This window comes from Endozoicomonas sp. ONNA1, from assembly GCF_024606325.1.
In the GTDB taxonomy this organism is placed as follows: Bacteria; Pseudomonadota; Gammaproteobacteria; order Pseudomonadales; family Endozoicomonadaceae; genus Endozoicomonas_A.
In genome coordinates this window covers 1-2,201 of sequence record NZ_JAHHPN010000613.1, presented here as the reverse complement: position 1 = coordinate 2,201, position 2,201 = coordinate 1, and the positions used below count along the sequence as shown (strand labels likewise).

Below are 2,201 nucleotides of genomic sequence, written 5' to 3'. Positions count from 1 at the left end.
CAGCTCAGGGCTGAAGGTTGCACTAAGGTTATCACCACCAGACTCCACCAGAACCATTTCCAGGCCTGGATGTCTCTGGCAAAGCTCATCAACTGCTGCCAGATTCATAGACGCATCTTCACGAATCGCCGTATGGGGACAGCCACCGGTTTCAACACCAATGATACGATCTTCATCCAGCGCTTCATTGCGAATCAGAAACTGTGCGTCTTCTTTCGTATAAATATCATTGGTCACCACTGCCAGGTTGTAGTGCTGCCGCATGGAAGCACAAAGTTTGGTGAGCAGTGCTGTTTTACCGGACCCTACCGGACCACCGACACCCACCCGAAGGGTCTGAGGCTGCTTGCTTGTCATATTGCTTCTTCCTAAGATCTGAACAATCTTGAATACTGGTGCTCGTGCCAGCTGCTGGCCATGGCGTAATGCACCAGATTATTACCCAATTTGTGATCATGAATCGTTTTAGCGCTCTCGATCACAGTGCCAATTTCACTGGCCAGATGTTGCAAAATTTTCTGGGCATCGGTCTGCCCCAAAGGCACCGCCTTGGTAGCCGCTGTCACCTGGTTTTCGCACCATGACCACAACAGTCCGATAGCGGCAGTATCTTTCTTCATGCCGTGGCATAAACTGGATAATGCAAACATAGCTGCTTGAGTGGGCATCTCCAGCCAGTCCGCCCTGGACTCTTCAGGGAATAAAGACGTCAGCCAGATTTTGAATGCCTTGCCTACCTGACAGTCTTCATCATAAAGTTCGCGAGTTTCCCGAAAGGCGAGCAATTGACGATTCCAGTGCTCAACTGAAGGCCTGTCATCAGACTGAAAAGCGTCGTATAGTCGGAAGAACACCGGAACATCCAGACGGCCCATTCCCTCCGTTAGTAGCTGGGAGATCCAATGGCAGGTGGACTCACGATCAAAACACCATTGTCGCTCAATCGCTGTTTCCAAACCCTGAGAATAAGCGAAGGCTCCAACAGGCAGGGCTGGACTGGACAGATGCAAAAGCCCAAGTAATGCCTCAGTGTTCATGGCTTTCCATCCGCTCATAGCTTTCCACCCGCTCATGGCTGTGCTCACCATGGTGATGATGACCATGACCTTTGGCATAAGCACCGTTTTCGGGCTCAAAAGGAGCCTCTGTGTGGTCTACAGTCAGCCCGAGTAACATCACCATTTCATCCAGAACGTGATCTTTCTGGAATCGAAGCCAGTTATTGCCCACCTGCAAGGGGACATGACGATTACCGAGGTGATAGCATGCTCTGGCAAACGTCACGGCATCCTCACAGTAGGCTGTTGTGACTTCTTCATCACTGGCGCGCACCAACACGACTTCACCAGTGTCTGCCTGAAGCAGAGTGCCGCCTCTTAAAACATCGCCCCGCTCAATGAATATTCCTGCTTCTCTCCCGCTCAGGGTGGTCGCTTTCAAACGACCTCTCTTGCGCTCATCAAATGGCAGCAATAGCTCGTCATTGTGCTGAACATCAGTTTCCTGCAAGCGCCTGGTTAACTTCAGCATTTCTTATTTTCCTTTGTCTTGATTTGTTTTGAGCCATTGACAGTAAAAGTCTTTGCGCTCGAAAAAGGCTCACAAAAAAAGCTCTTAAAGATATTCCTAAAAAAGAAAGTAGCGCTGAGCCAGAGGAACGACTTTGGCTGGTTCACATACCAGCAGCTCGCCATCGGCACGCACTTCGTACGTCTCCGGATTAACCTCCATATGGGGCTGCCAAGTGTTCAACAGCATATCTTTCTTGCGAATAGTTCGGGTATTTTTTACCGCAGACAGGCTGTGGATAGTCTGCCCATGAATATTGGTTTTCTTGGCAAAGGCAACGCCAGCATCCCCGCAGCACTGGAAGAACAGGTTCTGGCGGGAGCCATGGGGCTCAAGCTTCACGAAGACTGGGGAACCACTCCCGCTTCTATCGATTGTTGCCTGGGCGTTGCAGAGAAGTACGACATTCAAGTCGCTATTCACACCGATACCTTGAATGAATCGGGCTTTGTTGAAGATACTATTGCCGCATTCAAGGGAAGAGTTATCCACACCTACCATACCGAAGGTGCCGGTGGTGGACATGCTCCCGATATTATCAAGGCCTGTGGTGAAGACTTTGTTCTACCGTCGTCTACAAACCCTACTCGTCCATACACCATCAACACGGTTGATGAACATCTGGATATGCT

3 protein-coding genes and 2 pseudogenes are annotated in these 2,201 nt (G+C 50.1%); 1 reads left to right on the top strand and 4 read right to left on the bottom strand.

The genetic code is table 11. The features are described 5' to 3' along the window. From KDK19_RS14275 to ureC, 4 genes and pseudogenes are all read right to left on the bottom strand, one after another. Positions 1 to 357 (bottom strand): GTP-binding protein (locus KDK19_RS14275; protein ID WP_306801349.1); only part of this gene is annotated, 357 nt, incomplete at its 3' end. An 11-nt stretch (positions 358 to 368) separates the two neighbouring features. Beyond that, positions 369 to 1,055: an urease accessory protein UreF gene (locus KDK19_RS14270; protein ID WP_257281780.1), complete on the bottom strand. Its 687-nt coding sequence runs from the start codon at positions 1,053 to 1,055 to the stop codon at positions 369 to 371. Continuing rightward, entirely contained in the window at positions 1,027 to 1,530 is a 504-nt protein-coding gene (gene ureE, locus KDK19_RS14265) for an urease accessory protein UreE (RefSeq protein WP_257281781.1), read from the bottom strand. Before ureE ends, KDK19_RS14270 begins: the two co-directional genes overlap by 29 nt. Before the next feature lie 96 nt (positions 1,531 to 1,626). After that, positions 1,627 to 1,800: pseudogene (gene ureC, locus KDK19_RS14260) on the bottom strand (urease subunit alpha); the annotation flags it as partial. Between ureC and KDK19_RS14255 the strand changes: the two are divergent. Beyond that, positions 1,798 to 2,201: pseudogene (locus KDK19_RS14255) on the top strand (amidohydrolase family protein); the annotation flags it as partial. The pseudogenes ureC and KDK19_RS14255 sit on opposite strands and share 3 nt — an antisense overlap.

Excerpts from the sequence above, each read along its gene's own strand:
- KDK19_RS14270 (WP_257281780.1), bottom strand. The coding sequence starts at position 1,055 with ATGAGCGGATGGAAAGCCATGAACACTGAGGCATTACTTGGGCTTTTG.
- ureE (WP_257281781.1), bottom strand. The coding sequence starts at position 1,530 with ATGCTGAAGTTAACCAGGCGCTTGCAGGAAACTGATGTTCAGCACAAT.